22 protein-coding genes are annotated in these 23,822 nt (G+C 56.6%); 18 read left to right on the plus strand and 4 right to left on the minus strand.

Annotation, left to right across the window (positions count from 1 at the left end; genetic code table 11):
• Positions 1 to 207 precede the first annotated feature (207 nt).
• The 5 genes from E6B08_RS23180 (at position 208) to E6B08_RS23205 (ending at position 5,753) form a co-directional block, all read left to right on the plus strand.
• The gene (locus E6B08_RS23180) at positions 208 to 495 is read left to right on the plus strand and encodes a hypothetical protein (protein WP_136916151.1); all 288 of its coding nucleotides are present in this window, start codon (positions 208 to 210) and stop codon (positions 493 to 495) included.
• A 304-nt stretch (positions 496 to 799) separates the two neighbouring features.
• The gene (locus E6B08_RS23185) at positions 800 to 997 is read left to right on the plus strand and encodes a CrpP family ICE-associated protein (protein WP_136916152.1); all 198 of its coding nucleotides are present in this window, start codon (positions 800 to 802) and stop codon (positions 995 to 997) included.
• Positions 998 to 1,117: 120 nt separating this feature from the next.
• On the plus strand, positions 1,118 to 3,028 hold the full coding sequence (locus tag E6B08_RS23190) for a type IA DNA topoisomerase (protein WP_136916153.1): 1,911 nt from the start codon (positions 1,118 to 1,120) through the stop codon (positions 3,026 to 3,028).
• Between the two features lie 436 nt (positions 3,029 to 3,464).
• Positions 3,465 to 5,432: a DEAD/DEAH box helicase gene (locus tag E6B08_RS23200; protein WP_136916154.1), complete on the plus strand. Its 1,968-nt coding sequence runs from the start codon at positions 3,465 to 3,467 to the stop codon at positions 5,430 to 5,432.
• A 114-nt stretch (positions 5,433 to 5,546) separates the two neighbouring features.
• Positions 5,547 to 5,753, plus strand: coding sequence for a hypothetical protein (locus tag E6B08_RS23205; protein WP_136916155.1), 207 nt, complete (start codon positions 5,547 to 5,549; stop codon positions 5,751 to 5,753).
• Positions 5,754 to 5,831: 78 nt separating this feature from the next.
• Here E6B08_RS23205 and E6B08_RS23210 read toward each other — a convergent pair whose 3' ends face one another.
• Both E6B08_RS23210 and E6B08_RS30895 read right to left on the minus strand, forming a co-directional pair.
• Positions 5,832 to 6,515, minus strand: coding sequence for a DUF6710 family protein (locus tag E6B08_RS23210; RefSeq protein ID WP_136916156.1), 684 nt, complete (start codon positions 6,513 to 6,515; stop codon positions 5,832 to 5,834).
• Positions 6,516 to 6,734: 219 nt separating this feature from the next.
• Complete coding sequence (locus E6B08_RS30895; RefSeq protein ID WP_192938584.1) at positions 6,735 to 7,640, minus strand: hypothetical protein; 906 nt, start codon at positions 7,638 to 7,640, stop codon at positions 6,735 to 6,737.
• A 168-nt stretch (positions 7,641 to 7,808) separates the two neighbouring features.
• Between E6B08_RS30895 and E6B08_RS23220 the strand changes: the two genes are divergently transcribed.
• The 10 genes from E6B08_RS23220 to E6B08_RS23265 all read left to right on the plus strand — a co-directional run bounded on the left by E6B08_RS23220 (position 7,809) and on the right by E6B08_RS23265 (position 19,118).
• Positions 7,809 to 8,951 carry a TcpQ domain-containing protein gene (locus E6B08_RS23220; protein ID WP_136916157.1) on the plus strand — a complete coding sequence of 381 codons (1,143 nt, stop codon included), beginning with the start codon at positions 7,809 to 7,811 and terminating at the stop codon, positions 8,949 to 8,951.
• Entirely contained in the window at positions 8,948 to 10,771 is a 1,824-nt protein-coding gene (locus tag E6B08_RS23225) for a PilN family type IVB pilus formation outer membrane protein (RefSeq protein WP_136916158.1), read from the plus strand. The genes E6B08_RS23220 and E6B08_RS23225 overlap by 4 nt, the downstream gene beginning before the upstream one ends.
• A gap of 90 nt (positions 10,772 to 10,861) precedes the next feature.
• Positions 10,862 to 12,112, plus strand: coding sequence for a type 4b pilus protein PilO2 (gene pilO2, locus E6B08_RS23230; protein ID WP_238349365.1), 1,251 nt, complete (start codon positions 10,862 to 10,864; stop codon positions 12,110 to 12,112).
• Positions 12,102 to 12,665 carry a type IV pilus biogenesis protein PilP gene (gene pilP / locus E6B08_RS23235; protein ID WP_136916160.1) on the plus strand — a complete coding sequence of 188 codons (564 nt, stop codon included), beginning with the start codon at positions 12,102 to 12,104 and terminating at the stop codon, positions 12,663 to 12,665. Before pilO2 ends, pilP begins: the two co-directional genes overlap by 11 nt.
• Before the next feature lie 9 nt (positions 12,666 to 12,674).
• Positions 12,675 to 14,222, plus strand: a complete 1,548-nt coding sequence (locus E6B08_RS23240; protein WP_136916161.1) for a GspE/PulE family protein — start codon at positions 12,675 to 12,677, stop codon at positions 14,220 to 14,222.
• Positions 14,215 to 15,375 (plus strand): type II secretion system F family protein, encoded by a 1,161-nt coding sequence (locus E6B08_RS23245; protein WP_136916162.1) that lies wholly within the window; start codon positions 14,215 to 14,217, stop codon positions 15,373 to 15,375. Before E6B08_RS23240 ends, E6B08_RS23245 begins: the two co-directional genes overlap by 8 nt.
• 71 nt (positions 15,376 to 15,446) lie before the next feature.
• The gene (locus tag E6B08_RS23250; protein WP_238349256.1) at positions 15,447 to 15,926 is read left to right on the plus strand and encodes a type 4 pilus major pilin; all 480 of its coding nucleotides are present in this window, start codon (positions 15,447 to 15,449) and stop codon (positions 15,924 to 15,926) included.
• A 10-nt stretch (positions 15,927 to 15,936) separates the two neighbouring features.
• A complete protein-coding gene (locus tag E6B08_RS23255) occupies positions 15,937 to 16,881 on the plus strand; it encodes an ATPase, T2SS/T4P/T4SS family (RefSeq protein WP_136916164.1) in 945 nt (314 codons plus the stop codon).
• Positions 16,871 to 18,085, plus strand: a complete 1,215-nt coding sequence (gene pilV, locus E6B08_RS23260) for a shufflon system plasmid conjugative transfer pilus tip adhesin PilV (protein ID WP_136916165.1) — start codon at positions 16,871 to 16,873, stop codon at positions 18,083 to 18,085. The genes E6B08_RS23255 and pilV overlap by 11 nt, the downstream gene beginning before the upstream one ends.
• 52 nt (positions 18,086 to 18,137) lie before the next feature.
• Positions 18,138 to 19,118: an IS5 family transposase gene (locus E6B08_RS23265; protein WP_136912775.1), complete on the plus strand. Its 981-nt coding sequence runs from the start codon at positions 18,138 to 18,140 to the stop codon at positions 19,116 to 19,118.
• Positions 19,119 to 20,338: 1,220 nt separating this feature from the next.
• Here E6B08_RS23265 and E6B08_RS23270 read toward each other — a convergent pair.
• The gene (locus E6B08_RS23270) at positions 20,339 to 21,502 is read right to left on the minus strand and encodes a tyrosine-type recombinase/integrase (RefSeq protein ID WP_136916166.1); all 1,164 of its coding nucleotides are present in this window, start codon (positions 21,500 to 21,502) and stop codon (positions 20,339 to 20,341) included.
• Positions 21,477 to 21,707 carry a helix-turn-helix domain-containing protein gene (locus E6B08_RS23275; protein ID WP_136917481.1) on the minus strand — a complete coding sequence of 77 codons (231 nt, stop codon included), beginning with the start codon at positions 21,705 to 21,707 and terminating at the stop codon, positions 21,477 to 21,479. Before E6B08_RS23275 ends, E6B08_RS23270 begins: the two co-directional genes overlap by 26 nt.
• 152 nt (positions 21,708 to 21,859) lie before the next feature.
• Here E6B08_RS23275 and pilM point away from each other — a divergent pair, with 152 nt between their 5' ends.
• The 3 genes from pilM (at position 21,860) to E6B08_RS23295 (ending at position 23,822) form a co-directional block, all read left to right on the plus strand.
• Positions 21,860 to 22,300 carry a type IV pilus biogenesis protein PilM gene (gene pilM / locus E6B08_RS23280; protein ID WP_136916167.1) on the plus strand — a complete coding sequence of 147 codons (441 nt, stop codon included), beginning with the start codon at positions 21,860 to 21,862 and terminating at the stop codon, positions 22,298 to 22,300.
• Between the two features lie 899 nt (positions 22,301 to 23,199).
• Positions 23,200 to 23,568, plus strand: coding sequence for a hypothetical protein (locus E6B08_RS23290; RefSeq protein ID WP_136916168.1), 369 nt, complete (start codon positions 23,200 to 23,202; stop codon positions 23,566 to 23,568).
• A gap of 74 nt (positions 23,569 to 23,642) precedes the next feature.
• Entirely contained in the window at positions 23,643 to 23,822 is a 180-nt protein-coding gene (locus tag E6B08_RS23295; protein WP_136916169.1) for a hypothetical protein, read from the plus strand.

A 23,822-nucleotide genomic window follows, 5' to 3' on the forward strand; every position in this document is an offset into this window, starting at 1 on the left:
TGCAAATTCTCTGGAAAGGCCACGGGAACGAGCAGGCAGCCTCGTTTGACTTCGTGGCACCCGGTGATCACAGCTCCGAACGCATTGTCTTCCGGCGTTACGACTATCTTACGGCTGGACGACGGCGTAATGTGCGATCCGTGGAATTTTTTGGGGCAACTGGAGTCCACCGTCAAATAGGCCACCCACTAGAAAATGGCCATATCCATGACCGGGCCTGCGATGTTGGAAGCCAAGAAAATGCCAGAGAGAGAAAAACGCTACCTTGCGTATCAAAGACTTCGAAACCTTGACTCTCTGACCGCCGTGCTGATGCAGCAGGTTGCATACGGCGATCTCGATGGGCAGGGATGGCGCGAACTATGTGCAGCTCACCGACAAGCGTTCGAGCAATGGATCAATCACGCCGAGTCCAAATCTCTTTTGGTCGATAGGGAGATGGATCCGCTGCTGGTCACGCTGGACGGAATCCCATCAGACAAAACGCCAAAGTAGGCAAAGCAAACGTAGCGTCTGATGCTACGCATCACCTAGCGGTAACGACCTGCCGCCTAGGGCCAGGAGCCTCGCCAAGCTCCGGGGCGCTGCAAGCAGCGCTTGCCCAGGTCAGGCGAGCGATTGAAATCGGCGCATTGCAGAATACCATTTCCGGAAGGCATCTCCGCCCTACAGCTGCTAACGTATGCCGAACTGAGCTTCTGGAGCCGCAAAAAGCGCCTTGTCGCGATGTTTCCGGTATCGAGAACGTTTGAGCCGTGATGTGCCCGGCAGGAACAGAGGCGCTGATGAGGAGCATCCTATGCAGAACGATGTTCCCCAGGAGCGAAAAGCAGATAGGCGCGGGTTCAATAACCCCCATCCTGCGGTAGAGGCTGCTGGGGTTGAAGCCGCCGAGAAAGGGCTGCCCATATATGCCTGCCCCTACAAGCACCCTGCCATGCTTGCCTCCTGGCTGAAAGGGTACAAGCGCGCCCAGCAGCTCACTCTCAGTTTTTGACCCTTCCTCCGTGGGCCTGAGCCCTACCGAATTCCCTCCCTTCCAGTTGACCATTTCGCGTTGTGCCGTCCCCGGTCGGCGGCAAGAGTGCTCCCTGATTTATCTGTGCAGGGGCACCCTATGAAACTCATGATCATCGAGGCACCGGGCAAGCTGAAGAAGCTTGGGCCCATGATGAAGAAGATCCGCCCTGGCGAGCACTGGGTGGTGGTGGCATCTGGTGGCCACATCCGTGATCTCCCCCAGTCGGGGCAGGACGACACGATGATCACAACCGGCGTCTTGAAGACCCTTCGTCCGGTCTACGAGATCCTGCCCAAGAGTGCCCGCAACGTCAGCACCATTCGCAAAGCGCTCAAGGACGCCACGGAGGTGTACATCGCCACCGACCCGGACCGGGAGGGGGAAAGTATCGCCTGGCACATACAGCAGGCGCTGGGGATCCGCGAGTACAAGCGAGTCACGTTCAATGAGATCACCCAAGCCAGAGTACGAGAGGGCCTGGCCAATGCACGGAGAATCGATGGGCAACTCGTTGCCTCACAAGAGTGCCGGCGAGTGCTGGACCGTCTGGTGGGCTACCTGGTGACTCAGGAGCTTCGCAGAGTCCTGGGCCAACCTACCTCCGCTGGTCGAGTTCAGTCACCTGCCCTCTACCTGGTGGTGTTGCGCGAGCGAGAAATCAGGAACTTCAAGGTGGTCCACCACTTCGGGGTAGAGCTGACCTTCAAGGACGAAACCACCGGTATGGACTGGACTGCCGTATGGCAACCGATCCCCGACTTCGCGAGCAAAGAAAACCCCTACTTTCAGGACGGCACACTCGCGGCAAGGGTTGCCGCAACGCGCGCGGTTATTGTCGAGTCATGTGAAGACGGCAAGAAGCGGCGCCCCCCACCCCCACCGTTCATTTCATCCACCCTGCAGCAGGCGGCCAGCGTAGCTCTGAAATGGGACCCGGACAAAACCATGCAGGTCGCTCAGCGGCTGTACGAGCAGGGCGTGATCACCTATCACCGGACGGATAACCCCAACTTGGCCGATGAAGCCATGCCAGATATCCAGGCAGTGGCTCGCAGACAAGGCCTCGACGTTGTTGACGAGCGCCGGACGTTCAAGGTTGCAGATAGCGCCCAGGAAGGTCACCCCGCAATTGCGCCAACCGCGTGGGAGGATGAAGTCGCAGGCGAGTCTGCTGAAGAGCAAGCGCTGTACAAGCTCATCCGGATCAGGGCGCTGGCCAGCCAGCTCGCAGACGCCATCTACGACGTGCGCATGGCCAAACTGCTGGCCAGGGGGCCGGATCAGAGGCCTCTGCGCTTCGCCGCGACTGGCAGCACTGTCGCCTATCTCGGCTGGATGAAGCTTTTGCAGAAGGACGAGACGGATGAAGAGTCGACCGACATCCCCAAGAATCCGGTACCGGTGCTCGAGCCCAAACAGATCCTCAGCGTGCTTCAGGGTGAGGTGCTCAACCAGAAGACGAAGGCACCGGCACGCTTCACCAAGGCAAGCCTGATCAAGGAGCTGGAGCGACTGGGGATCGGACGCCCCAGCACGTTTGCATCGATCATCAAGAACATCACCGGCAAAGGCCTGGTCGTTGAGGAGAAGCGCAAATTGGTCCCTGGCCCGTTGGGGGTGAGCACCATCGACCAGTTGGAGGGCCGCTTCAGCTTCGTCGAACTGGCGTTCACCAGCACGCTGGAGAAGGACCTGGACAGAATCGCCCGCGGTGAGGATAGGTACGGCCCAGTTGTCGCCAAGTTCTACGAGCACCTCCAGAGTGAGCTGGATAGCCTCCGACAGGCGCCTACAGTGGCGATGAAGCCGCAGTCGCCAGAATCCTCATCAGGTGCCAAGGGCAGCTACTCCTGCGCTAAGTGCGGGATGCCTCTCGCGCGCCGACAGAAGCGCGGCGATGGGGGTTACGACTTCTGGGGATGCACCGGGTTCAAGGTGAATAACTGCCGTGTGAGTTACCCCACAGTGAGCGGCAAGCCTGATATGGCTAAGCCCAGGGGCATGTAGGTGAAATGCTTCGAAGCCGGTAATCCATTTTTCCTGTAGCGGCTTTCCCTCAGCTGCCAATCTGCTCGCTCTTACGGGTGCGGGCAGGCGCACCTTGAATGATGACGTGTTGACTACACATCCTCCCGGAGGTGCTTGTGGCCCGTTCCAAGAAAGTCATTGATCGGTTAAAGGCCGAGCAGGCGGACAATCCGAAGGTCCCTCATTATGAGTCCCGGCCAGGCGAGTCATGCTGGCCGTTCCAACCTGACGACATCAAGACCGCTGGCTACTGGAAGCAGGACCGCAGACGTGTGCCTAAGGGCTCAGAGCCAGCGGCGTACGTAATCAGTAGGCAGGGAGGGTCGCTTCATGGCTCAGTACTCTTAACCCGATGGGTGCCTGCCTACCACCTGGACCAGACGGTACCGATGAATTCCAAGAGCGCGGACGACAATTGAAACGGCCACGCCTCCTCAATAGCCAACCAGTGTTGCTCGAAGCCGCCGTGTTCGACGGCTACGACATGGGCATCCTCATGCCCTACATTGAAGGCGCAAACAAGGTCATGTTCGCACGGAGCGGGTTCTTCATTCGCCGCAGTGATCACCCGCTCTGCCGCTACTGGCGCGTGCCCAAGGCCAAGCTCATCGACGAGCTGGACCTGGTATACCACCAGCTGATCAAGCTGGCCGGTGGCAAGGTCACTGAGTCATGGCAGGCATTCCGCCAGAAGATCGAGAGCGCGCTGGCCAACCCACGCCGGGACGCTTTCATCTCTGGAATGCTACTGCGAATTGCCCCACTCGCCGACGGCGGTGTGCTGCTGTCCGGAGATTATCATCCTGGAGTAGTTGCAGTGGCCCGCCGGATGCGGGGAGTGTTCCTGGGCAAATCCAGCTCGTGGCGAGTCAACGCCACCACCGAGATCCTGCGCAGCAACCTGGTGCTGGAGCTCGGTCTTGTGGAGGAGCAGTTCGAGATCCTGGACGTTGTACAGGAGCTCCTGGGCGATGGATCTGTGGTTCCAGCAGCAGACATCCCACGCATCAGCCTGGGCGGTGCTCCTCAGGAACCCTCGACAGCCACCAGCGGTGGGGAGAGCTCCAACGACATCTACCTCGCTGCCGTCTCGCCGATCGAACGCACCGAGTTCTCGGATGCCACGATCGCCCAGGCCCTGGTTGGCTACTCCCTCCTCGATCACCAGCCTGCTGGCATTGCCCACCTGCTCCAGCGCACCAGCGCACTGCTGGCTGACGATATGGGCCTCGGCAAGACGCGCCAGGCCATCATCGCGGCGCATATCAGTGCAGCCGGGCGCCCGATCCTGGTGGTTACCCTGTCCTCGTTGCTGATCAACTGGCAGCGCGAAATCCTAGCGGTCTACCCCGACGCGACAGTCGCTGTGCAGAAGCACGACCCGCTGGTCCAATGGATGCTGATCAACTACGAGCGCCTCGGCGACTACGTGCTGCTTGCTGAGCATTACCACGTTCTAGTGGTCGACGAGGCGCACCAGTTGAAGGAACCGACTGCCGAGCGTACACGTCATGGCTTCGATATCGCAGCCAAAGTGCCGAATCGCTATCTGCTGACAGGCACGCCTGTCCTCAATCGCGAGACGGAGCTGCACACCCTGCTACGTCTATCGGGGCACCCGGTAGGCCAGTTGCCCCTCAGCGATTTCTGCGAACGCTTTGCCGGCAGCCCAGAGTTCCGGCAAAACCTCCGCGCAGAACTCGGCGACTGGATGCTTCGCCGGCGTAAAGATGTCCTGCCCGGGCTCAAGGGAAAACACCGGCAGCTGCTGCCTGTGGCGATGGGGGTGGAGGAACGGAAGAAGTACGACAGCATTCGCCTCGAGGACAGGCCCATCTTTGCCAGGCTGGGCGCGCTTCGCCATTACCTGGAACAGGTGAAGGTCAGAGTCGCTATGGATCTGCTGGGCGAGCTGGACCCCGAAGACAAGGTCATCCTGTTCTGCGAGTTTAAACCTACCGTCGCGCGCCTCAAGGAGCTGTGCGATGCAGCCGGTATCGGAAACGTCACCCTGGTCGGCAGTGACTCGCTCACCAAGCGCCAGAAGGCGATCGACAAGTTCCAGAGCGATCCCGACTGCAGGGTTTTCATCTGCACCACCCAAGCCGCCGGTACCGGGAACAACCTCACCGCCGCCAACTACGTGTTCTTCCTGGGTTTGCCTTGGACACCAGGGCAACAGGACCAAGCCGAAGACCGGGCTTATCGGAATGGTCAGCTCCGAACCGTGATTGTGAAGATCCCTCTTGTCGAGAACAGTATCGATCAGCAGCTGTGGCAGATGCTCTTAGCGAAGCGTCAGGTCAGCTTGGAGCTCATTGAGCCAGAAGAGCAGCAGGACGCACTGGCCAAGGCCATGCTCGCCGCGACCATCAACCAGTAGCTTCAGGGTGATCAGACCTCCATACCTTCCTGTGCCATGGAAAGCCGAACTCCATCTAGAGCATCCGTTTTGTATTATCATCGTGCCAGCATTGGATGATTCAACGGAACGGACATGAAAAAACACGCAATGAAGCGGGATATCCGCATAATCTCGTTAGATAAAGTCAAGCTCGACCAAGAGAACGTACGTTTCGGTAACGACGTAGCTCAGAACCAGCGTGAAGCGATCAAGCTCATGCTAGCGGACCCTTCGGGTAGCTTCGTGAAACTTTGTCACCGCATATTCTTCACGCCACTCGCGAAGAGAGTCTGGCTCTGAACAACACTGTTATCCGCTGAATATTGTCCATCTTCTCGGTCGCCTGATCCAAAGATACCTCGCGGTCATTAATGCCCCTCACGGACGATAGCCAGTGGGTTTACTTGGGAGGTTGATTAGGAACCGTGCGATCTCCCAAGCCCACCCGAACTCCGCGTAGATCGGTGAGCCAAGCTTCTCGCCAGTTCTTTGGCAGATCCAGAGCTCCCCATCAAAACGTACTCCCTTGATGATCTCCGTAACGTCATAAACGTCATCAGGTAGCAGCTCTCCTTCCCCGCCGAGAATACCTTGGGCAATTGAATGATTGCCGCCGTTGACCCAAACTATGTTCATGGGCCGCATCAGGGTTACGCTGTGGTTTTTGTCCTGCATGAACTCACCGCTCTTCCGTCCCTTACCGATCATGCCGAGGCTGTTAAGGATACTGCTCTCCGACCATAAAGTCGGGATCACCATGTCGCTGGCCAGACTAATCACTGAACATTCGTCCACCGGGCAGCGGCAGTGTTTGAGAAGAAATCCGGCCCATGTTCCACATTCAGCATCACCATCCCAAAGGCCACCTAGCGAACTCATCCAATGCAGAGCGTGAGGGCCGTGATGGCGAGGCCGGAGCAATGCTTCACGCATATGGATGGACTGAACGGGTCGGAGAACAATTTTAATGAGGTCTTCCAAGCCGGCTCGATTGTTCGCAGCCTCCAGACAGGTCGCCCATCTCATCAGGTTCTCGAACGCCGCGACTCTACTGTCGCGCATCACTACCTCCGCTTTCTTTCTCTAGATGGATGGCCCCGGTTTTTCCCCGAGGGGTAGAAATTCAGCTAATCAACCGCATTCGGCATCGCACGCGGAGAGTTCTAGTCCTCGCCGAACTACCTTTCTTGCCGCACCAGCGAACAACTTCATGCTTTGAGACGCTTGTGAGGACAATGACTCCCCCTCTGCAGGGAGGCTAGCCAAAGGCGTCGTAGCTCGCTAGAGCAGATGACGAACAGGAGCACTGGACATAGGTGATTGCAATTTAGACGCGGCTAAGTTCATGCGACGCTGTCGTTTTTTATAAACATTAAAAAATCTCGCATTATCCAGAAAAATAGTTTTCGTGTAAATATCAGACACCGTCTCGCCCACTCCTTCTGGAAGAACCTCCACGATGCGCATAATCATGGACTCTGAACCACCTTTCAACGTCGATGCTGCATGCCCTTCAAACTGTAGTCTCAAATTCCCTCGATGACCCTGCCTCCTCTTTATGAAGCGACCGAATCGTTGGTTGTACACATAAAAACTTGTACAACGCTTATCAATGGCAGAAGCAATACGTTCATCAACGCCACAGCCAAAGATATCTTGGGGCTGGGTGAGGTAGGCGAAGGCATACGGTAGGTTATAGATATTGATTGCCGCGTATTCGTAGACTTTGTTGCTGGAAAAATTGTCAAGCATCTTTCCTAGCAGCTCATCTGACAGTTTCAGCCCGGTGTCCGCCTCTATAAAGCTCACTACTAAATCAAAAGCCTCGACCATGGCCCGCTTAACTTCATTAGTTATAACTTTTCCTACCAAGGAGCGGCGATCGCTTTCATCAAGACTTGCACGACTTGCTAACGGGCAATCCAGATAACTAGCCTCATTATACTCTCCAACACCCCGAACAGAATTCTTATAATGCTTCGCATAAAAGCATGCCCCGTGAGTTTCCGTTGCGGGGTTGCTGACGATCAAAATCGGGTTTTGGCATCCAGGGCAAACGGCAAATTCTTTGACCTTACCCCCTATTTGTTGAAAGTAAGGAGCCCCTCTGTGTGTCTTAGAGCGGTAATTATCAAGTGTGAGCGCTATCGGCTCTCTCGGTTTATCCAACAATGCGAAAACATTCATACCTGCCACCGTTTTTCATCTTCTGATTCAACAGCGCTGCATACCTGCCAGGCGTCAGTTTGACATCATGAGACTACTACAAAAATTCTCGGCGGGTCAGTTATCCATTTTCTGCGGCGCCAAACACCGCTACCTGACACCGTGTCCTCCATCACTATAGGGGGCCTCATGATCAGGCAGTTGACCACTCTTTCGCTCGCCGCGCTTGTTGCTAGTTGTGCGATTCAGAAGGCTGAACAGCCGCCGAAGCCGGCGTTCGATAGCAGCCGCAATCCCGAATGGCTGTCTCCGGACATCTACCCGAACGGAGCTAGTCCGGAGAAGGAACCGGTCGTTCGGTATGGCCGCTACACCTTGGTGAGCACCCAACCCGACGCGAGCCAGCGCGACCTGATGGCACAGATCATCGATGTGACCATCCCATCGAGCATGAACCCCAGCGTTCGGGACGCAATGCTCTATGTGATCGACCGTTCAGGTTATGCCCTCTGCCCGCCCAGTTCGCAGCATGTCAACATCCTGTACACCCGACCTCTGCCCGCAGCCCAGTACAAGCTCGGTCCAATGACTCTGCGCAACACCCTGCAGGTCCTCGCCGGCCCGGCCTGGCAGGTGAAAGTCGATGAGGTCAACCGTCAGGTGTGCTTCGTCCTTCGCCCAGGCTACCAATTGCCAACCCCATCGGCGCCGACGGGCCAGCTCTACGTCGACAACATACAGTCTCCTACCACCAGCTCCGCCGCCCCGGCCTCGCCGCCAGGCGTTGTCGTCGCCGCTGTTCCTGCTCCTGCCCCCATCACCACAACAACCTCCACTGTCGCAGTGACTGCGCCAGTGGCTCCCGTGCTCCCCCCAGTGGCACCCGCCAAGGATGGCTCTATCACGACTGCGACGATAACCGCCGCGGCTAATCCTTCGACGCCTGCATCCCCAGCATCGACAGCGCCGACCAATTTGGCAGCCTCCAGGCCTGCGGCTGCCGTCACCAGTACCGCAGTGGTCGCCACGGCCATCGAAGTCAAACCAGCTCAGCCATCCCGGCCGCTGCCCCAGGTATGGACGGCCGAAGTTGGATCAACCCTGCGCCAGAGCATCGAGGGCTGGGCCAAGAAGGCCAGCCCGAATTGGACGGTGATTTGGAGCCAAGACGACCTGGACTACCCGATTGAAGCTCCCCTGCGCTTCGAAGGCTCCTTCCAGGACGCCATCAAAGAGCTGTTCCCGCTTTACGACAACGCTCCCCGCTCTTTCGTCGTCGATGGCAGCGATGCGCAGCGTGTGTTGCACGTTGATGAGAGGAAGAAGAAATGACCGTATCCCCCTGGGTTCGCTGGGCACTTACCCCCCTGACGGTCGCCATATTGGCGGGCTGCGCGGTACAGCGCGTGAACGAGTCCTTTGATCGAGCAGACACACAAGGTCGCACTGCCGGGCAATACAACAAGTACCTGCAGAACCAGCAACCCCTGCAAGCACGTGACACGGTGGTATTCAGCAACAAGCCTTGGGTATCGACTCAACCGCTTGTGAGCAAACGTGGTCTGCCCTTCTCGTTGGACCAGGCCATTGCATATCGGCCTGCCGGTGCTGTGTCCATCAGCGAAGTGGCCCAGTACATCACCAAGCAAACCGGCATGCCTGTGATTGTGGCCCCGGACGCCGTAAATCCGACCATTCTCTCCACTGGACGTACAGCTGGTAACGGCACTCAGCAACCCACCCCCAACCCCGACAGCCTGGCCGGGCTTATGCCCAACGGTGTCATGGGCGCTTCGCCTAACGCCACGAGTGCTTTCGACTTAGGCTTAGGGTCCACCGGTTTGGTCACTGGCCTCGAGTTCTCAGGGCGGGTATCCGGACTGCTCAACCAGACCACCTCGCAGCTCGGCCTCTCCTGGCATTTCGACCCGCAACTCCAAGGTGCCCGAATTACCTACTTCGATACACGCACGTTCGACGTATGGACCTTCGGGGATGAGCTGGAGATCGAGAGCACCGTCAAATCGGGTCTTTTGACATCCACAGGTAGCGGTGAGTCGGGTTCATCGTCCTCCTCCTCAGGCGCTACCGGTGAGTCCGGCAGTAACCAAAGCACGAAGTCCACCTACAAAACTTCACTGATGAGCGACATCGAGAATGATGTCAAAGCCATGCTCAGCGTGCAGCCTCCAGGTCGTGCGACCCTTTCGCGCTCTACCGGCACTCTCACTGTGACTGATCGCCCGGAGGTATTGAACCGTATCTCGGCGTACCTCAAAACCACCAACCGAAGCATCACCCGGCAGGTGTTGTTCAACGTCAAGGTGTATGAGGTCACGTTCAACGACCGAGACCAGACCGCAGTCAACTGGAGTGCCGTTTACAAGTCCATCTCTGGGAACTGGGGTTTCGGCTTGAGCAACACGGTAGCCGGGATCAGCACCGACGCGGTGTCGGCCACTGGCAGCATCATCGACACCTCCAGCTCTCCATGGGCAGGCTCGAAAGCTGTACTCCAGGCCCTCTCCGAACAGGGCCGTGTCGCCGAAGTGCGAACCCCGTCCATCACCACGTTGAACCTGCAGCCAGCTCCTATCCAGATCGGCAATGTAACTGGCTACGTCGCCTCTAGCTCGACCACCTCGACCGCCTCGGTGGGCACCAGCAGCAGCCTGCAACCGGCGACCATCACCAGCGGATTCAACATGATGCTGCTGCCGAAACTCCTGGATAAAGAAAACATGCTGCTCATGATCACGCTCAGCATCAGCAGCAAGCCGACGTTCCAGACCTTCACCAGCAACGATTCCAGCGTCCAAACTCCGGACTACGACACCAAGAACGTCGCGCCCAAAGTTCAACTGAAAAGTGGCCAAACGCTCGTCATCACCGGCTTCGATGAGGACAGCGAGAACGCCAAAAAAAGTGGTGTGGGCAGTGCCAGCTTCTTCGGCTTGGGTGGTGGTCGAACCCGCGCCACTACGCATAGCGCTATGGTGGTCCTAGTCACGCCAATTGTGCTGCCCGACAGCTTGGGTAGCTTGAATTCACAGCCGTTCAACTTCAGCGCTGAAAGCCTCGCCGCTAACCAAGATTACCGAAGCTCGCCCTTGGCCTGCCGGCCGCCACTGCTCGCTTGTGAGACCTTATAAGTGAGCGGCGCAATGAACAATGAGGCCCCAAAGGCTCCAGAGTCTCGCGTTAAGGCCCTCAAGTACCACGGGCGGACTTTCGTGACCGGTATGCGTTGGGTGCCTCTGGGATCCGTTCCGAACTACATGAAGGAAGCCCGAAAGTACGGCCAGGAACAGAACCTGGACATCGTGGCTATCCGGCGGACCAGCAGCCTTATCCAAGCAGGGTTTGTTTCTCGCACTGCCGGGGTCAACAAGGGGATGTACTCGCTGGCCGCGACCCTGGCTGGCCAACTAGGTGACTCTTGGATTGCCGCTTGGCGCGTGAGTCCCGATGAAGATCAGTTTGCAGTTGTAGCCGTTCACAATGGGTCAATTATTCCTGGTTGTGACCGTGTCGGGACCGAACTGGAGGTGCGCAAGCGGATCGCTCAGCAGAGAAGCAAGGGCATCAATTTCAGCCACGAATACCTCCCTGCTGAATTCCAGCTCGGTGGTCAGCCTCTCGACATCGAGGAGCTGCTACAGCCCTCTCACCTCAAGCGCGACTACCGCCTACGCCCTCTGGTATTTGGGCTTTCCAAAGCCGAACTGGCTCAACTCGCCGTACTAGGACTTTTAATCGCCGGTAGCGTGATTGGCTGGCTGCTCTGGAAATCTCATACGGAAGAGCTGGATCGCCTGGCGCGTCTGCAAGCGGAGAAACAGCGCCTCGAGGAGCTCGCTCGCCTACAAGAACAGACCGGTACTGAGCAGCCCATTCAGGCCCTGGAGCACCCGTGGGCAAAACTTCCCTCGGTTGATGCCTTTGTTCGCGCCTGCAGTAGTGTGGTGTATCGACTGCCATTGGCCATCGAGGGTTGGCCGTTCGTTAATGCCAAATGCAATGGTGAGCAGGTCCTCTCGACCTATCAGCGCACGGGGAACAGCACCGCCCTCGAATTCATTTCCGCTGTCACCGACTACTTCCACGAACGGCCAGAGTTTTTTGAGAACGGCAAAAACGTCACCTTGAGGTTCAATATTTCTGCCCCCGCGACAGGCGATACCCCCCTTCCTGACGCGTATGAAGCGGTGACGGCATTGTCGTCCTGGTTCAATGGTTTCTTGCAGGCCCCCGATCTCAAGGAAGTCCCTGTTGAGGTCCCGCAGCAGCCCGCGTTGCCCGGCCAACCAGCCCCGCCACCTCCTCCGCCACCAGAGTGGAAGCAATTCGAACTGCGTTACAGCAGCGGAATTTTGCCCTTCGACTCCTTTAACGGCGCCCCCACAGAAGGGCTTCGCCTGCAGGAGATCAACACAGAATACAAGGCTGACCATCTGATCTGGTCCGTCATAGGAGTCCTGTATGCGAAATAAGCCCCTCTGGCAGCTCTTCACTGCCTTACTGACCCTCTCTGCCTCAATGACTTCGATCACCGCCCATGCCGCCGACGAGACGCTCTCAGGTATCAATGTGGGGGAGCTTGGCCGTGTACAAAGCGAAACCATTCTGCTCAAGGCAAAGGCAGAACGTCTCAAAGCACTAAGGGAAGCAGAAGGTGGAAGCGACCTCGACAGTTTTCTGCCCTCCACGGGTTTACACCCTGCTCCACAGGTGCCCACCACACTGAGCGAGGCACCACGACCAGCCTCCAGGCTTCCTGTCGTAATGGCCATCACCGGTTCCCCCCAGCGATTGCGAGCGAACCTGCTCTACAGCAGCGGATATGAACTCAACGCCGGAGTGGGCAGTGAGCTCCCTGATGGTTACAGAGTGCACCAGATCACACTGGAGGGCGTGGTGCTGAGTCGTAAAGGTGAACGTTTCCCACTCGGCTTCTCCAAACGAGCGCCGAGCATCGATTCAGCGACTGGCGCCCAGGCCGGTACCCGGCCCTTCAACCTTTCCGGCCAACTGCCAGGCCAATAAGGAGCTGATATGAATGATCTCACCTTGCAAACTATCGACGTTGAGGCCTCCCCTCTCACCCCAATTACTTCGTCTCTTTCCTCTGTTGTGCTGACGGCAAAGAGTGGCCGCTTCGAGATCAAGGATGAACTTCGCCAAGTGTTGGCCCTCACCGCAGATGGCGTACTGCACATCTCGGATAACTACCTTTCCGATCCGTACGTAATGGCGTTCATCGATCGACTGGAACATGAAGAGTTCGACTTCCAAATCCAGTCAGCCTCGATGGTTCAGATCAAATCTCTTTACGACACCGCCGCCCAGCACGCTGGGCAAGGTTCACAAGCAGAGACTCTTCGCCAAGCGCAAGCTCTGGAATTGATTGGTCACGCCCATAAAGCCGGTGCGAGCGATATCCACATCGTCGTGGGGCATGACATCACCAAGCTCTTCTATCGCGTCCACGGCTTGCTATGGGAAGCACGCCAGGAAAAGAGTGAAGTCGGGAACGAGCTGTGCTCAGCTCTCTACAACAGCATGTGCGACGTATCGAAGGAACACTATCAGGCTCACATCCCCCAAGACGCTCGAGTGAGTCGTCGCTTCGTTGAACAGCTTGGTCTTTTCGGCGCGCGTATTGCCACTCGCCCCCTGGTCGACGGGCCGCTGATGATCATGCGTCTCCTGTACGACGACGCCTCCAAGCAAACTCTAGATGAGCTGGGCTTCCTACCTGAACAGATCGAGCACTTCGCTCGCTTACGCAGCCTGCCCTATGGCGTGAACCTCTTCACAGGCCCCACCGGCTCAGGCAAATCGAAGTCTCTCCAGGTCAACCTCAATCTGCTCCACGATGAGACCGAGGGTACGCGCCACATCCTCACCTTGGAGAACCCTCCTGAATACCGCCTCAAAGCTAACCAATCTGCGCTGGGTGCAGCTGAAACGTGGAGTGAAGCGATTACTAACACGGTACGTCTGGACCCCGACGTTCTCATGTATGGCGAGCTTCGTGACCTGGCGTCGGCGCAGGCCGCATACACGGGGGGCATGACAGGCCACCAGGTGTGGTCAACGCTTCACACCAACGATGCCATTGCCGCGATCCCACGCCTGATCGACATGGGCGTACCACACTACCTGGTCACGGACCCCGCGCTGACCACTGGCATCATCAACCAGTCGTTGCTCCCTGTTCTCTGTCCGCACTGCAAGGTCCCATTGCTTGAGCACCAGTCTGCGCTCGACAAAGCATTGTTCAACAGGTTGGCCAAGCTGCACATGGTCGACCAGGTGTACTTGACCGGTGAGGGATGCCCCCAATGCAAGGGCATGGCACTTGTCGATCGGACCGTTGCTGCAGAGATGCTGCTCACCGATCTGCTCTTTATGAAGGTGTTTAACGAGCAAGGCGCAAGCGCTGCCCGGCGACACTGGGTAAAAGAGATGGGTGGCATCACCAAGATTGCCCATGCTCGGATGAAGATCGCAGCAGGCATAGTTGACCCTCGCCATGCCGAAACAATGGTCGGCCCACTAGACTTTGATCAACAGCTCGTGGAGCTGTCACATGCGTGATCTGATTGCCGACCTTTGGACCGGCCTACGCGAAGCGTACGCCGACTGGGTAGAAGGCTTCTATGCGAAGCAATTTGGTTCGAATGAGCGGATTCAATTTTACGAATCCCTCATTGGTGTGATCGAGGACTCGATTCCGATCGACGAGGCCCTTGAAACCGTCGAGAAGGCATTCAGCAACGAAGGTAAGCAGCTTCATCCGGTGTCGATTATTTGCAGCCGGGTGGCCAGATCGGTGCGGGGGGGTAAATCACTCGCCAGTTCATGTCGCGCCTACCTTCCGTTTGACGAGAGCTCCCTGATCGAAACAGGCGAACAGACTGGAACACTGGCACCCGCCCTACGCGATTGCGTCAGGATCATCGAAGTCCGCCAGAGGATAACTCGCCTCGTCGTTTCAGTCTTCGCTATGCCCACCATAACCTGGTCGCTGATGTTCGCCCTCATGTTTGTGGTGGCTGGGTGGTTGGTACCAACCATGGCCCAACGCTCCAACCCCGAGGCATGGGTAGGTGTACCTGCATTTCTCTACATCATGTCCAATGTGGTGACGCATTACGGTCTGTACATGGTTGCTTTGACCGTTGGGCTAGCAATCACATCGATCATCACGTTGCCCTACTTCTGTGGTCTGGAAATTCAGCCCAACAGTCCGGACTGGAAGGTTCAGCTAAGCCATACGTTGCAACGCATCAGGGTGAGCCTCGAGTCGCTTCCGCCTTGGTCAATCTACAAAGTCATGCAGGGCTCGATCTTCCTGCTGAACATGTCAGTCATGCTCCGCACCGGCATCAGCCAGTTGAACGCCTTGAGCATCTTGAGGCGCAGCGCGTCGCCGTGGCTGCGAGAGCGAATTGACGCAATCCACTACGGCGTGAGCTCCGGCAAGGATTTCGGCTCAGCGCTGAAGCTTGCAGGCCATAAATTCCCGGACCAGATGGCCATCCACTTTCTGCAGGTCCTAGCAACCCGTAAAGGCTTTGCCACCTCAATGGAGCGCTTTGCCAACCGGTGGCTCGACCAAATGCTCAAAAGAATCGAGACCATCTCAAAAACCTTTGCCTCGATCTCTGCGCTGCTTATGGGACTGCTGATGATCCTCGTCGTGATAGGCATTTTCCAGCTAGCTCTCGGGATCACTGACTCGCTTTAAACACTGCTCAACATAATCACCAAGGGGTAAATGCAATGATGCGCTCTCGCCGCACTAAACAAGCTGGCTTCATGTCAATCGACGCACTGCTGTGGACCATCTTCGCTGTAGTCGTCCTGGGCTTTATTGCCTATGCGGGCTTCAAGGCGCTCGGAGGAACCGACTCCACCGTCGAGCTGAGCAACATTACAACGATCATGAGCAACACCAAGCAGCTTAAAAGTCGGGCCGGATATGGAGCCTCAGGCACCAACCTGATTCCTTCACTTATCGCGATCGATGGCACCGGCAACATGGGCGTGTCGGGCTCTACCGTGACCAACCAATGGAACGGTGCGGTGACCAGCGTCAGCAATGGCATGACCTACACCCTCACTATCACCAATGTCCCCAAGAGCGCTTGCATTTCGCTCGCAACCAAGGTCGCGAAGGACAATCAGACCACGACCACGATCAACGGGGGATCGGCGATTAGTGGCGAGGTCCTGACAGCCGCGGCCACCACATCCTGTTCCGGAGCTACAAACACCCTCGCCTGGACTGCCTATTAAGGACTGTGATGTGAGCCTGATCGCGAGCGCAACTTTCATCGACCTCTATCTGGGGCACGATTTCGCGGATGTTAAGGGGCTGGAGGGCCAGCCCCGACGCGTCGCGGCGCCGGCCGAATGGCAGGAAGAGATCAAACGCTTGAAAGCCCGCTGCCAGGATCAGCTCGATGCCACAGGAGAGCCCGAGTTTTCGATCGTGATCGAGGATTCGGTGCTCTTCCGGGTCACCTACATGCTCGATGTGTATGCGAAGCCTCTGTTCGTCTTGAATCGCTCTGCCGCCAAGATCCTGCCACTAATGGATATCGGACTGCCTGATGCCGTTCACAACTGTGTGATGAGCGAAGCCACCAAGGGCCTCGTTTTCATCTGCGGTGAAATGGCCTCGGGGAAGACCACAAGCGCTGCTTCAATCGTGCAAGCCCGCCTGGTGCAACACGGCGGGCTTGCGCTAGCTGTAGAGGATCCACCCGACACTCCTCTTCACGGGCTCCATGGCAAAGGCCGGTGCGTCCAGGTGCCAGTATCGCGTCGGCAAGGCGGATACGGTGAGGCCCTCATTCGTGCACTGCGAACTCGGGCAGATCTGATTTTCGTCGGCGAGGTACGCGATACCCCGACTGCTGTACAAGCCGTTCAAGCATCAATCAACGGCCACTTCATCATCTGCACGGGCCACGCTGGAAGCGTGGTCAAGGGGATCGAGCGGCTGGCTGTGCTAGCCCAGCCCCAACTGCCGAATGCGCTGCAGATCCTCTCGCAGGGGCTTGTCGCAGTGATACATCAGACGCTTCAGCGAAGTGATCATGGCTCCGCAAGGCTGACCCTGGAGTGTCTCTCATTGAGCGACGGGGATGCTCCCGCGATCAGAGAGAAGATCCGACAGGGGACGCTACAAATGCTTGAGCAAGACATCGCCAACCAGTCGAGCAGGAACATTTGGAATGATGAGTAAGCGTAAACAGAGGGGCTTTGCTTCCCTCGATGCCATGGTCGGATTAATCGTCCTTACCATCGTCCTCTCCTTGGCTGGAGGATACGCAATCGATGCTGCGAAAAAGCAGGACTATCGGATCGCTGCAGAACAGCAGAGGACAATGTCAGAAGCGTTCAGCAAATACCTCAAGGACAACTACGCCGTCGTGCTGGCCAGCGCTGGGCCCACTTCCCCCGTCCAGGTCACAGTTGCCATGCTGCAAAACACCAACTACCTGCCGGCGGGCTTCAGCTCAACCAACAGCTTTGGTCAAACCCTCATCGGTCTGGCCAGGAAGCCCAACCCGAACCAGCTCGAAGCAATAGTCATCACTACAGGTGGCCAAGCCATTCCTGAACTCGGAATTCGCGCCATTGCAGAACACCTCGGTGGACCAGGTGGCTTCATTTCCAAGCTGCAGGCAGGAGTGATCGAGGGCGTACGTGGCGGGTGGCAAGTTACGTTGAGCAACTACGGCGTCAATCCAGGGGCCGGCCACACGGCAAGCGCGCTCTTCCTGATGGATGGTGACCTGGCCAACGATTACCTCTACCGCAACGCTGTGCCAAACCATCCTGAGTACAACCGGATGAATACCCACCTCGACATGGGCGGAAACAACATTAATAACGCTGGAGCGATCACGGCATCCGGCAATGTCACCACCACAAGTGACGTCTCTGCACGCAATGTCACCGCAACAGGTGAGACGACAACGGGAGGCTGGTTCAGGACCAAGGGGGACACCGGCTGGTACAGCGAAAAGTGGGGCGGCGGGATCTACCAGTCCGATGCCAACTGGGTTCGAGTACTTAACGACAAAGGCCTGTACACCGGTGGTCAGGTACGGGGGGGCACACTGCAGGCTGACGGACGTGTCACTGTTGGTGAATACCTGGATATCGAGAGTACCGCTGTCGAAGGACAGGCATGCCCAAAGATCGGTATTCAGTCAAAAAACAACGTGGGTGCGCCTCTTACATGCCAATGCCTCACACCTTCTTGCCAATCCGGTGTGTGGAAATCAGCCTCAAATGCCTCGCTCGGTGAGAAGGTGATCGGTGGGTACGTTTCCTATCACGACTCCTCCAAATCTGCTGAAGCCTATTGTCCGGAAGGATCAGTTCTGATTGGTCTCATAAACGATATGACTTTAGATAGTTACCATCTAGGGAAACTCTGAAGAGGACTTCCAGATTTGGCAGAATGCCTGATCTCACCCGCCGAGACGCCTGATGAAGCAGATGACCTTCGCCGATGCCGAGTACGCCGGCAAGCGCAAGCAGACCCGCAAGGAATTGTTCCTTATCGAGATGGATCAGGTGGTGCCGTGGAAGGGTTTGATTACCCTGATCGAGCCGCACTACCCGAAGGGTGAAGGCGGTCGTCCGGCCTATCCGTTTATGGCGATGCTGCGCATACATCTGATGCAGAACTGGTTCGGCTACAGCGATCCGGCAATGGAGGAAGCGCTCTACGAAACGACCATTCTGCGCCAGTTTGCTGGGCTGAGCCTGGAGCGCATTCCCGACGAAACCACCATCCTCAACTTCCGTCGCCTGCTGGAAAAGCACGAGCTGGCGGCAGGGATTTTGGGCGTGATCAATGGCTACCTGGGAGATCGCGGCCTGTCGCTGCGCCAGGGCACCATCGTCGATGCCACGCTGATTCATGCGCCGAGTTCGACCAAGAACCAGGACGGCAAGCGCGACCCGGAAATGCACCAGGCCAAGAAAGGCAATCAATGGTACTTCGGCATGAAGGCCCATATCGGTGTGGATGACGAGTCGGGCCTGGTGCATAGTGTGGTGGGCACGGCGGCCAATGTGGCCGATGTCACGCAGGTCGATAAGCTGCTGCACGGCGACGAAAACGTGGTCTGTGCCGATGCCGGTTATACCGGAGTGGAGAAACGCCCCGAGCATGAAGGTCGTCAGGTCATCTGGCAAATTGCCGCCCGGCGTAGCACCTACCAGAAACTGGGCAAGCGCAGCGTCCTGTACAAAGCCAAGCGCAAGATCGAAAAAGCCAAAGCGCAGGTAAGGGCGAAGGTCGAGCACCCGTTCCGGGTGATCAAGCGCCAGTTTGGTTATGTGAAGACGCGCTTCCGTGGCCTGGCCAAGAACACGGCACAGCTGCTGACGCTGTTTGCCCTGTCGAATCTGTGGATGGCCCGTCGACATTTACTGAGCAATGCAGGAGAGGTGCGCCTGTAATGTGGGGAATAGCCGCCGCGAGGTGCTCGCTGCGGCTAAAAAGACAGGAATGAGTCAGTGATCTGAGCGTTTTGGGTCGACTCGCCACTTTCAAAATCAGCGATGGTCGAAGCCGGCCAGAAGCACATGGCTACTTCAGACCATCCCTAGCTTGCCAGATGCTGGAGTGATGACGCATTGCCAATCTGGTGCGTGGGCTACAAGCAAGGGCAAAGTAGACATTTCACAATGCGGGATAGCTGAGAGCACCTCAAGAGAGTGGCCTAGATCCGGCACCGACAGTGACTCTTGGGTCGTCACTGCATCCGCGAAATGGCACGTCAACAATTTACCTCAGGGAAAGGCAATTGGAGCTGCGGTGGTTCCGGCGAGCTATCAATGCCTGCCGTATCTCTGGGCTGGAAGCATGTATGCCATTTGCTGCCCAAAATAAATAGGAATGATAAATAGATGACTCGGAAGATCTTTCTTCTGCATGCCCGAAAGGTGCGAGCTGCAGTCTGTGGGCTCTTTGGGCATAAGCCCGTGGAGGTCGGGCGCATTTATGCTGATGACATTGTTTGTATCTCTTTGAGATGCTCTCGCTGCCATAAACGCCTTATCGCCTATGAATATCAGTGAGTTGTCAAAACCCTTCAGTCACATGCAATTACACAACTGCAAGCACCACCAATAATAAAAGCCCCTTGTCATAAAAGCCATATGAGACGATGCGATTCGAGTCGGCATAGGCAAAGTCCCCCCCGCGTAGTCTGGACAGGATGCCGGGTGTGGAATAGCTGCGTCAGATGCTGACCACGTAAAACTACTGGCCGAGCTACTTGGTGGGAGCGGTATCTGTTGCCCGTGCGTAATGAAGCCAGTTAGAATTTTACCGCCACCACTCGAACGCCAAGCACCGGAGTTGGCAAACTATCTGAAGCAAGCCCATCTATACTTCGCAGGCCACGAACCCCGATAGGTATACATATACCACTTGTTATCACTTAAATATATGTACCCATCCTCATCCTCCCCTGCTCCAGAAACTCCAGTGAGGGAACAGTACCAAGACGAGTCAGCGAGGTAGCAGGTCTTAGATGACAAATAGGCTGGCTGACATAGCCCAGAAATTTGTTCGTTGAGACCCAATCCACTTACCGTTTTCCACACACCGGATTGGCAATAGGATCTCCCTGCGATGCCCAAACCACCTGGCCTGGGCTAATTCTAGGCATCACCTAATCACTGCAGGAAAGTGTGACCCTTTCTGAGGGGCAATTCTGGCTCAGGGGGTCGAGCATGATTATGTCGCCCTCATTGACCTGCTCCAGGTACTGGTCAGGTGCTGGAATAGGCTCCTTGTCCCGCAAAGCCACCATTAGATGCCGTAACAACGCATCTTGCGCTACTCGCCTTGCCACCTCCGCAGTGCGCCCAGTACCTTGTACATCATCAAAATCGAGTACCCGCACAACCACGCCGTGGGGTCTTTCCGAAACGACAGCTGGATACGGTACCAGGTGATTGATGATCACCTGCTGGCCACGGTGCTTATTACCCTCGAGCTTCTTGACCAATCGGGACGCCTTCAAGTGGGTGTACCTCTTCAACATCGCCAGGCTCTTGTGCCCACTGATCGCAGCAATTTCCATGATATCGAGCGTGCCAAGCTCAAACAGGCGCGAGCAGGCTTCATGCCGGAGGTCGTGGAAATGAAGGTCCTTGATGTCCAATCGCTGGAGCATGATTCGCCAAGCAGACTTCAACCCGTTGGAGGTGTAGCCAAATACCTTGCCCTTTGTCCGAGCGCCAAGCTTGATCAACACATCACGAGCCTTAAGGCTCAGGGGTACATCCCGCTTCGATCCGTTTTTGGTGTCGGGCAGATGCGCAATTCGTCGTTGCAGGCTGATGTGCTCCCACTCAAGCTTCAACAGCTCACCCTGTCGCATTGCAGTCTCAATGGCCAGGACTACTAAGACGTAGAAGTCTGGTGTGGGGTGCGCGTGGCAATAACGCATGATCTGGCGCTCTTCGCGGGCAGTTAAACGCCGATCCCGACCAGGTGCTGCTTTGGGTTTACGTACGTTCGAGACCGGGTTCGACTCGCACACCCCCCACTCGATCCGGCCGATGTCGAACACGTTCGACAACAAGGACATTTCCAGACGCACCGTTGATGGTGAAATGGGTAATCCGGTTTTAGGGTTGGTCTGCGATAGGCGTTCGTCGCGGAGGCAAGCGATATCAGGGCTTCGAAAATCACGCATGCTCTTGTCAGCATACCTGGACTTCATCAGACTAGAGATGCGGTAACTTTCTTGCACAAACCCTTTCTTTAGTACGGAGATTTTCTGTCGATAAAGGGTTAAACCTTCAGCGAGCGTCATGTCCTGGGTCATTCAACTCTTCCATTTTGGCCTGCAGCAGCCTGGCCAGCTGGTCGAATCGGATTTCCAATGCGTGGCAAAGGTTGAAAACTGTGTCCAGGGTTGGAGATTTGTGGCCACGCTCAAGCAGACTGATGTAGGACCTATCAACCCCAGCTTCGAAACTCAGCTTTTCTTGCGAGATGCCCCTAGCAGTGCGCAGCTCGGCCAACACCATGCCAAACGCATGATTGTGCTTTTTCGAAGAGTCTGGTTGTAATTCCAAAAGTCCAACCCGAGATCACGAGATCAAAGATCAGGATTTTCGGATTGTTGACTATAATCGTCAGCGGACTATAGTCCACAACGCTCATCCCTCAGGACTTCGTCATGTTCATCTACTGGATTGCTATGACCCTGCTGATTTTGGCAGGAAGCATCTTCACCCAGGTTCAGCACGCCGATGAGGCCGTTTCTGAGCAGGCCACGATCGATTCCCTCAGCAGGAGCCTGCTGATCTACCGCTCCGCCGCAGCAGAGTATGCTCGGGCAAATCCTGGGTTCACTGGAGCACCAGCGGATGCATTACTAAATCTCCCAAGCTGGTACTCAAAACAGAGCGGAATCGCCACGTACGTCTTTGGAGGTGTGTCCTACACCTACATCGCGGGGACCGCTCCTGCCGGTCTACCCTCAGCATTGAGCGAACGGACTGAATCCACGACCGTTGGTGTGAAGAGATCAGGCCAGTTGTACTCGCCGAAAGGAGGAAACATGGCGATAGCTATTCCAGCGCCAGTCCCAGAGGGTGCAGTAGTTGCCGTCTATTGACCGTTGACGTCGTGCGAAAATGCCTACGAGCCTTGCATCCCAGTCACGGTACAACCCATAATGACATCAGCTTTGGTTCAACCCCGTTGGCTACTGACGGTCATCAGTAGCGCCCTGGTGTTGTGGTTCGCCTCAACACCAAACCGTAAGCACGCTATAGCTCCGGGAAGGGCGTGCGGATCTGGTTGAAAGCTCTCCCTGTGTCTCCCTGCTCTCTCTAGTCGCGCAGCCGTCTAACTCGTGATAATCGAGTTCACAGGCACATAGAGTTTCAAGAGGTTCGGTGCTTCTTTGATCCAAGGGCCACATTGGTAATGTGGCCCCTCCTCTTTTCTTCCCTTTGGGTAGCCTGATGGACTTGTCTAAGGTCCATCAGGCTACCCAATGGGTACTCTCCCCCCTGCCGGTGGCCCGCCGGCGATAAGCCGGGCTCCTTTTGTGCGCGGATGCGTGCCTCACGTTTGCTGGCCAAAGCCACGAGAATGGCCAGGTGATGAGAATCAAGACGATCAATGCCCAGGGATCGACGATTCCGACACAGGTGGCTCCTTAAACTTTTTTTCAATTCACGGCTGGATCACCTTTCGAGGTCTGATCCAGCCGGCCTTCTCCCTCCCCTCTCGCCCTTTCCATCTCCTCCCGCTTGACACACCCCTTCCCCACTCCGATTATTAAGCCGTGATCTGCTGACGTCGTCAGCAACATGCCCCATGCAGCTCGGATCCGTAATGCTGCAGCACAAAGTTTGTGTGATCCACCAACCCAAGGTCGTTTAGCTTCTGGCAGCACGACCGATCGACCTCCGTCGATAGAAGCTCCTTCCGCAAACCCAGCGGGGAATACACTTCCCCGTAGGGTCAGTGTTTCTCCGCGCTCTCTCGACTCGCAGGAGAATCACCATGACCGCAATGTCTGCACAACCCACCCACTCGATCTCTTTCCGTGTCGGCTACTCCGTTGGTACCTTAGTGTCCGCTTGTCGTCGCTCGTTGAAGGACGGCGCGACCAGAGAGCTACCGTCCACTGACATACCGTCCGCGGGCCTGCATATGCTCTGCACGCGCAACGACTGGGACGAACTGTCAAAGACGCCTACGCTCGCTCGTCGAGGCGTGGATCTGAACCGCTGGTATGAGGAAAACACCAAAGAAGCCAAGCCGGATAAGCCGAAACGTAAGCGCAGTAGTGTGCGAAAAGCCGCCCCTGCCTCGACGTCGTTTGTCGGCCCACTTCCAAAGTTCGGACCTTTGGACCAGCTCATCGCCTGACCGTCTGAACCACACTCACCCCCATCGGGAAACCTCCCGGTGGGAGGCTTTCCGATTAACCCACAAGGAAAGCCATGGGCCGCAAAAAACTGTCTGCAATCGCTGAAGACCTCCGGAAAATTGGCACGACCGCAGTCGCTGCTGGCTTAATCGGTATCTTCCTGGGCGAGCATCGCATCCTGACTGCACTTGCATTGGCAGTTGGTGTGTTAATCTGGTCGACAGGAATCTACCTGACTCAGGAGGAATCTTGA

It is taken from the genome of Pseudomonas putida, from assembly GCF_005080685.1.
In the GTDB taxonomy this organism is placed as follows: Bacteria; Pseudomonadota; Gammaproteobacteria; order Pseudomonadales; family Pseudomonadaceae; genus Aquipseudomonas; species Aquipseudomonas putida_V.